The sequence below is a fragment of the Kocuria sp. CPCC 205258 genome, from assembly GCF_040981005.1.
In the GTDB taxonomy this organism is placed as follows: domain Bacteria; phylum Actinomycetota; class Actinomycetes; order Actinomycetales; family Micrococcaceae; genus Kocuria; species Kocuria rosea.
In genome coordinates, this window is record NZ_JAVKPS010000004.1 from 368,895 (window position 1) to 375,484 (window position 6,590).

Consider the following 6,590-nt stretch of genomic DNA (forward strand, 5'->3'; position numbering starts at 1 on the left):
GGCACCGCTCACCACCCTACGCGAGGGCGGGGACAGTCAGGACGGCCGGTCCCGGCGGCACCACAGGAAGAACTCGTGGTTGCCGTCCTGTCCCGGCAGCGGGCTGCGCTCCCGGCCCCGGACCGACAGTCCGTGGGCCCGGGCGGCGGCGGCCACGGCCTCGACGGCCCGGGCCCGCTCCTGCTCGCTCGTGACCACCCCCGTGCGCGCGAGGCGTTCGGCGCCGACCTCGAACTGCGGCTTGACCATGAGCACGAGGTCACCGCCCGGCACCGTGGCCGCCGCCAGCGGCTCCAGGACCAGGGTGAGCGAGATGAAGGACAGGTCGCAGACCGTGAGCTCCGCCGGGCCGCCGATGTCCTCGGGGCGCATCCAGCGCACGTTCATGCCCTCCAGCACCCGGACCCGGGGGTCGGCCCGGAGCGAGGGGTCGAGCTGGTCGTGGCCCACGTCCACGGCGACCACCTCCCGGGCGCCCCGTCGCAGCAGCACGTCGGTGAACCCGCCCGTCGAGGCGCCGGCGTCGAGGCACCGCTTGCCCGCCACGCCGATGTCCGGGAAGGCGGCGAGCGCTCCGGCGAGCTTGTGCCCGGCCCGGCTGACGTAGTCCGGGACGTCCGCGGGCCGGACCTCCAGCAGGTCCTCGGGGCCGACCCGGACGGAGGGCTTGGTCGCGGGGCGGCCGTTCACGAGGACCCGGCCCTCGCCGATCCACCGGGCGGCGACCGTGCGGGAGCGGGCCAGCGCCCGCGCGGTCAGCTCCTGGTCGAGACGGGAGCTCACCGGTGCGCCGCCTCCTCCTGTCCGGTGCCGGGTCGCGGCACGAGGCCGGCGGGGACCGTGCCGGGCTCGGCGTCGAGCTCGGCGACGAGTGCCGCGTGCAGCTCGTCGTAGCGGCCGGGGTGCTCCGCGACGGGCAGCGCCTCCAGCTCACCGGCACGGTCCAGCACGGCGTCCACCCGGGCGTGACCGGTCGGGCGCAGGGCTGCGTCGTCGTCCCCGGCCGGGCGCTGCGCCCCGGCGCCCCCGGTCACTCGCCCGCCTCCCACTCGGGGTCCGGGACCACGGGGACGTCGGTGTCGGGGTGCGCCGCCCACCAGGCCGCGCACGCGGCCCGCCAGGCGTCGAGGTCGTCCTGGGCGCCGCGGATCCGCAGCCGCGTGCCGTCGGTCTCGGCCTCCGCCGCCCCGCAGCGCGCGGAGTGCACTCCGGCGGAGGACGAGACCTCGACGTCGGGGTACGGCTCGAAGAGCGCGTGCAGGGTCCCGACGACGTGGTCCGGGCGCTCCGCGGTGCACGCGGCGAGGATCGTGTGCACGGTGTCGACCCCGGTGAGGACCGCGATCGTCGCGAAGCCGGCGGCGTTGCCGCCCCGGATGTCGGTGTCCAGCCGGTCCCCCAGCACCACGGGCCGGGCGCTGTCCGCCCGCTCGGCGGCGGTGCGGAAGATGGGGGCCTCCGGCTTGCCGGCCACGACCGGCGGCCGCGCCGTCGTGGCCGCCACGGCGGCCACGAGCGTTCCGTTGCCGGGCGCCAGGCCGCGGGCCTGCGGGATGGTGCGGTCGGTGTTGGTCGCGATCCACAGCACGTCCGGGTCGGCCAGCGTGTACGCGGCCTCGGCCAGCTCGGCCCAGCCCAGGCCGGGGTCGAAGCCCTGGATCACGGCGCGGGGCTCGTCGGACTGGGCGCGGACCGGGACCAGCCCGGCCTCCGCGACGACGTCGGCCAGGGCCTGGGAACCGGTGACGAGCACCGCGGTGCCGGCCGGGACCCGCTGCGCCAGGAGCTCGGCTCCCGCCTGCGCGGCGCTCACCACGCCGTCCGGGCCCGTGGGCACGCCCAGGTCCGTCAGGTGCTCGGCGACCGTCGCGACGGAGCGCGAGGCGTTGTTCGTCACGAACACCACGGGGACGCCGTCCGCGGAGATCCGGCGGAGGACCTCCGGTGCTCCGGGGATGGCGTGCTGGCCGGCGTAGACGACGCCGTCCAGATCGCTCAGGACGGCGTCGTACCGGTCGAGCAGCCGCTCAGCCATGCCGCGGTCCGCCGTCCGTGCCGTCGCTCGCGTCGTCGTCGCCGAGGTCCGTGAGATCCGCGTCGTCGTCCGGGTCGAGATCGGCCTCGGAGCCGCCCTCGAAGTCGTCGTCGGGGTCCAGGTCGTGCTCCGAGCCCTCCGCCTCGTCGTCCGGGTCCAGGTCCGGCTCCTCCTCGGTGCCCTCGTCGAGCACGTCCTCGGTCTCGTCGTCCGCCCCGCCGTCGGGGTCGAGGCCCGGTTCGTCGCCGACGACCTCGGCCGCGTCCGCGGCCGGTGCATCCGCGGGGTCCGGGGTCGGGTCCTGGGCCGTCTCCTCGGCGTCGGCCAGGGCGACGCCGCCGGCCGGCACCTGCTCGGTCTCCTCCTCGTCGTCGAAGTCGACGATCTCCGGCTCGGCGAACTGCCCCGTCCCGAGGGCGGCCTCGGCCACCACGGCCTGCCGGTCCCAGGTCAGGGCCTCGCGGTCCTTCCCGACGCCCCGCAGGGCCTCGGCGTAGGCGCGGAACAGCCGGGGGCTGTACGGGAAGCCCCGGTTCCTGTCCAGCTGCGGAATGGTCAGCGCGTCCACCGCACCCTGGGCGTCCCCCTGGTCCCGGCGCATGCCGGCCAGGACGATGGCCAGCTCCACCTTCTCGCTGGGCTCGAGCGACTGCACGGCCTCGGACGTCGCGAGCTCCACGGCCTTGTCCAGGCGTCCGAGGGCCCGCTCGCAGTCGACCATCAGGGGCAGGTGGATGTCGGCTCCGGTCATCCGGCGGAACGTGCGCAGCTCCTTGAGCGCCATTGCGTAGTCACCCGCCTCGTACGCCGCGACGCCGGTCGCCTCCCGCACCGCGGCGATGCGGCCGCCGCGCCGTCCCGCCGCCTGCGCGTGCTCGAGCGCGAGCTCGGGGACGTCGAGCAGATAGCGCCCGGCCATGACCAGGTGCTTGGCGACGGCCTCGGCGTTGCGCGGCTCGAGCGCCCCCAGCTGGGCACGGGTCGGCTTGTCGAGCTCACGACCTGTGATGTCCTCGTCCACCTCGGGCGCCCGGTGACGGTGGGTCGAGACGTCGTCCCGGTCGTCACGCCGGCCCCGGTAGCCCTCGTCGCGGTCCGGGAACCCGCCGCGGCGGTCTCCGCGCGGGGCGTACCCGCCGCGGCGGTCGTCGCCGTAGCCCCCGCGACGATCACCTTGCCGGTCGTCCCGACGGTCACCGCGCGGCGCGTACCCGCCACGACGGTCGTCCTGGCGGTCATCGCGACGGTCACCGCGGGGGGCGTAGCCACCGCGACGCTCGTCCTGCCGATCGTCCCGGCGACCACGGTAGCCCTCGCCCTCACGACGCGGCCCCCGCTCACCCTGACGGTCGTCCCGACGGTCACCGCGGGGGGCGTAGCCACCGCGACGCTCGTCCTGGCGGTCGTCGCGGCGACCACGGTAGCCCTCGCCCTCACGACGCGGCCCCCGCTCACCCTGACGGTCGTCCCGACGGTCACCGCGGGGGACGTAGCCACCGCGGCGGTCGTCCTGGCGGTCGTCGCGCCGACCACGGTAGCCCTCGCCCTCACGACGCGGCCCCCGCTCACCCTGACGGTCATCACGTCGGCGGTCATCGCCGTAGCCTCCGCGACGATCACCTTGCCGGTCGTCCCGACGGTCACCCCGCGGCGCGTACCCACCACGACGGTCGTCCTGCCGGTCGTCGCGCCGACCACGGTAGCCCTCGCCCTCACGACGCGGCCCCCGCTCACCCTGACGGTCATCACGCCGGTCGCCGCGCGGCGCGTACCCGCCACTGCGGTCGTCCTGACGGTCGCGGCCGGGCCGGTCGGCGGCTCCGCGATCCTCGGAGTTGCGTCCGCGCGTCTCGCCGTCGCGAGCCGGACCGCGCCGCCCCTCGTCGAAACGGCGTCGGGGCTGGGCACCGGACCGGTCGCCCTCGCGCCCGGCTCCTCCGCCGGACCGGCGGTCGCCGGAATGTCCGTTCCGACGCTCGTCCCGGGACCCGTGCTGGAAAGACTCGGACACGTACCGCTCCTCTGTGCCGACGCGGTGCCGGTCGGCTCTCGTGGATGTCGGCGGTGGCCGGAGAACGGTCCGCCATGATGATCGTTCCCATTGTATAAGCAGGTCCGACGACCCTCTGTCCCGATTCGTCCCCGGCCGCTCCCTCGTCGGATGATGGGCTCATGTCCAAAAAACCCCTCACGTCCCACCTCCTGGTGCGCGTGCTGCTCGGCATCGTCCTGGGCGTCGCCTGCGGTCTGTTCTTTCCCGATCCGCTCGCCCGGGTCTTCCTGACGTTCAACGGCTTCTTCAGCGCTTTCCTGGGCTTCATCGTCCCGCTGCTGATCGTCGGTCTCGTCACCCCGGCCATCGGCGACCTCGGCAGAGGGGCCGGCAAGTGGCTCGGCGTGACCGCCGCCATCGCGTACGCCTCCACCGTCCTCTCCGGTCTGCTGGCCTTCGCCGTCGCCCGCGCCGGGTACCCGTGGCTGCTGGACGGGGAGCGCGACGTCGACGCCCTGGCCAACCCAGAGGAGAGCGCCCTCGCCGGCTTCTTCACGCTGGAGATGGAACCCGTGTTCGGCGTCATGACAGCGCTCCTCCTGGCCTTCTGCCTGGGGGTGGGCATCACCCTCATTCCGGGTGACACCCTCCACCGGAGCATGGACGACCTGCGTCGGATCATCATGCGCATCGTGGAGCTGGTCATCATCCCGCTGCTGCCCCTCTACATCTTCGGGATGTTCATGGGCCTCACCATGAACGGACAGATCCTGGTGGTCGTCGCCACCTTCTCGAAGGTGGTGCTCGTCGCCCTGGCCCTGTCCGTCGTGCTCCTCGTCGCCCAGTACGTCTCCGCGGGGATCTACGTGGGCCGCAACCCCGCGACCCTGCTCAAGAACATGCTCCCGGCCTACGCCACAGCGCTGGGCACGTCGTCCTCCGCCGCGACCATCCCGGTCACCCTGAGGTGCGCGGAGGCCAACGGCGTCCGTCCGTCCGTGGCAGGCTTCGTGATCCCGTTGAGCGCGACGATCCACCTCGCCGGGTCCACCCTGAAGATCGTGCTGTTCTCGACGGCCGTCATGACCATCACCGGCACCCCGATCGACGACGTGGCCTACGTGGGCTTCATCCTCATGCTGGGGATCACGATGGTCGCCGCCCCGGGCGTTCCCGGCGGCGCGATCATGGCGGCCGTGGGCCTGCTCCAGGGCATGCTCGGCTTCGACGAGACCGCGGTGGCCCTGATGATCGCCACGTACATCGCCATCGACTCCTTCGGCACCGCGACGAACGTGACCGGGGACGGCGCCATCGCCGTGGTCGTGAACAAGCTCATCGGCCGGCGCACCGAGACCGGGTCCGCGCAGGAGAGCCCGGCGGAGCTGCCGCTGTCTGACGCACACACCGCTCGGTAGTCGTCCGGCTCCTTCCACTGCGCGGCGGGGCTCCGCAGCGCCCGCTCGGTCTCTTTTGACCGGATGCCGCGGATCGTTTCCGAAGCTCCGCCTTGACCCGAGGTCCGGCGTCGGAGCCATCATCGGGCGGGGCACCCGTGCGGTGCCCCGCCGAGGAGCAGAGGGACGGCGCCGCCGGAGAAGAGGAGTCCTTCCACGACGAAGTACCTGATCTCGTTCCCGAGTGAGGCCATGGTCCCCGAGGAGGATTTCGAGGCGGTGGTGGAGGCCTCGCACGCCGTCATCGAGGAGGCCAAGGCGGCGGGCGTGTACGTCTTCGGCGGCGGGATCGACGAGGCCTTCCCCGGCCGTGGGACATCAGGGACGAAGCATCCAGTAGAGCTCGGTGACCATGTCGGCAGGGTCGTCCCCCGGCCGCGGCTCGGTCACGTAGACCTCCCACATGCGGTCGCCGAGGGCGAGGCCCTGCTGCCCCGCCCACTCCGCCAGGTGCTGCCAGGATCGTCCGAGGTCGTCGTAGTTGCCGCGGTGCACGGACGTCGCCACGCGAGAAGCGGGAAGCCGGCCCGCCACCACTGCGCCCTTCGGGGAGACCTCCCCCTGCACCGGGAAACCCACCTCCAAGTGCACCGTCTCCGCCGGAACCCCGTGATAGACGGCCATCGGAGGACCCGTCGGCTCGAACGCCCCGTCGGACATCGCCTGTCCCAGTTCGCCGAAGGCGCGGTCGAAGAACTCCCGCAGCTCGCCCATGGCCACCGTTGCCGTCACCACCGCCGTGGGCTGCTCGTCCTGCTCGATCACTCTCGGGGTCTGGGACTCATGGTCGGTCGCATCCATGCCCGCATTATCCGCTGTCGGCCGGTCCCGCGCTTCTGTGACGGACAGCGGTCGGTTCGTGGAGAGGCGGCCGTACCGCGGGTCCGGCTCGCTCCGCCGGCGGCGCCGGGCCCGGGGACGAGGACAGGCCCTCACCGTGGGATGAGGGCCTGTGCCGTAGAGCTCGTGCTGGGTGATGGGTGTTAAATGCGGGGAGCCCCCGCACCGTGTGGTGCGGGGGCTCGACCCTTGTGTGGTGTGGTCCGGCGGTGTCCTACTCTCCCACACCCTTCCGGGTGCAGTACCATCGGCGCTGCGGGTCTTA

Annotated in this window: 7 protein-coding genes and 1 pseudogene; 3 read left to right on the forward strand and 5 right to left on the reverse strand. The window is 73.5% G+C overall.

The features are described from left to right. Window positions 1-36: 36 nt before the first annotated feature. From RF644_RS10000 to RF644_RS10015, 4 genes are read right to left on the reverse strand one after another with little or no spacing between them, the layout of a single operon-like run. On the reverse strand, window positions 37-783 hold the full coding sequence (locus RF644_RS10000; protein WP_176337651.1) for a TlyA family RNA methyltransferase: 747 nt from the start codon (window positions 781-783) through the stop codon (window positions 37-39). Beyond that, window positions 780-1,034 (reverse strand): hypothetical protein, encoded by a 255-nt coding sequence (locus RF644_RS10005; protein ID WP_368796391.1) that lies wholly within the window; start codon window positions 1,032-1,034, stop codon window positions 780-782. Before RF644_RS10005 ends, RF644_RS10000 begins: the two co-directional genes overlap by 4 nt. After that, on the reverse strand, window positions 1,031-2,035 hold the full coding sequence (locus tag RF644_RS10010) for an HAD-IIA family hydrolase (RefSeq protein WP_368796392.1): 1,005 nt from the start codon (window positions 2,033-2,035) through the stop codon (window positions 1,031-1,033). The genes RF644_RS10005 and RF644_RS10010 overlap by 4 nt, the downstream gene beginning before the upstream one ends. Next, window positions 2,028-3,056, reverse strand: a complete 1,029-nt coding sequence (locus tag RF644_RS10015) for a hypothetical protein (RefSeq protein ID WP_368796393.1) — start codon at window positions 3,054-3,056, stop codon at window positions 2,028-2,030. The genes RF644_RS10010 and RF644_RS10015 overlap by 8 nt, the downstream gene beginning before the upstream one ends. Window positions 3,057-3,068: 12 nt before the next feature. On the opposite strand from RF644_RS10015, the gene RF644_RS10020 reads away from it, so the two are divergent. From RF644_RS10020 to RF644_RS10030, 3 genes and pseudogenes are all read left to right on the forward strand, one after another. Next, window positions 3,069-4,124, forward strand: a complete 1,056-nt coding sequence (locus RF644_RS10020; protein ID WP_368796394.1) for a hypothetical protein — start codon at window positions 3,069-3,071, stop codon at window positions 4,122-4,124. Window positions 4,125-4,207: 83 nt separating this feature from the next. Next, window positions 4,208-5,446, forward strand: coding sequence for a dicarboxylate/amino acid:cation symporter (locus RF644_RS10025; RefSeq protein WP_368796395.1), 1,239 nt, complete (start codon window positions 4,208-4,210; stop codon window positions 5,444-5,446). A gap of 231 nt (window positions 5,447-5,677) precedes the next feature. Further along, window positions 5,678-5,782: pseudogene (locus RF644_RS10030) on the forward strand (transcription initiation protein); the annotation flags it as partial. Between the two features lie 21 nt (window positions 5,783-5,803). Here RF644_RS10030 and RF644_RS10035 read toward each other — a convergent pair. Then, window positions 5,804-6,286, reverse strand: a complete 483-nt coding sequence (locus tag RF644_RS10035) for a GyrI-like domain-containing protein (protein ID WP_368796396.1) — start codon at window positions 6,284-6,286, stop codon at window positions 5,804-5,806. Between the last annotated feature and the right edge of the window lie 304 nt (window positions 6,287-6,590).

Excerpts from the sequence above, each read along its gene's own strand:
- RF644_RS10010 (WP_368796392.1), bottom strand. The coding sequence starts at position 2,035 with ATGGCTGAGCGGCTGCTCGACCGGTACGACGCCGTCCTGAGCGATCTG.
- RF644_RS10025 (WP_368796395.1), top strand. The coding sequence starts at position 4,208 with ATGTCCAAAAAACCCCTCACGTCCCACCTCCTGGTGCGCGTGCTGCTC.
- RF644_RS10035 (WP_368796396.1), bottom strand. The coding sequence starts at position 6,286 with ATGGATGCGACCGACCATGAGTCCCAGACCCCGAGAGTGATCGAGCAG.